Source organism: Bradyrhizobium sp. NBAIM08, assembly GCF_020193935.1.
Classification (GTDB): Bacteria; Pseudomonadota; Alphaproteobacteria; order Rhizobiales; family Xanthobacteraceae; genus Bradyrhizobium; species Bradyrhizobium yuanmingense.
The window spans coordinates 1-468 of record NZ_JADYVR010000181.1; the positions used below are offsets into that span (position 1 = coordinate 1).

Consider the following 468-nt stretch of genomic DNA (forward strand, 5'->3'; position numbering starts at 1 on the left):
GCCGGAACGCTTCCGGGAGGTCCGGTGTCGCCCTTGGGACCGGTCGGGCCTTCCGGACCGGACGGGCCGGTGTCCCCGGTATTGCCGGTCGCTCCCGTTGAGCCGCTGGTCGGACCCGAGGGTCCGGTGCCGCCGGTGCTTCCGGTGCTTCCGGTGACTCCGGTCCCACCGGTCGAACCCGTGGTCCCGGTCGATCCGGTTGAACCGGTCGTCCCGGTTCCTCCAGTGCTGCCGGTCGACCCGGTGCTGCCGGTGCTGCCGGTCGATCCGGTCGGACCGCTCAGACCGAATTCGGTCGTCGTCAGCCTGACGTTGTCGAAATCGAGGGTGCCCCCGGTTCCGAGGATGGCCAGTTCGTCCAGCTGGACAGTGATCTGGACGGCGTACTGGTCTCCGACCACGAGCGTCTCCGGTTCGACGGTCGCGGTCAGCCCGGTGTGCCAGTTGGGATTCAGGTCCACCGGATTG

General features: G+C 69.0%; 1 pseudogene. It reads right to left on the reverse strand.

Going from position 1 to position 468, the window contains the following annotated elements:
- Nucleotides 1-468, reverse strand: a pseudogene (locus I6F37_RS39010) (hypothetical protein); the annotation flags it as partial.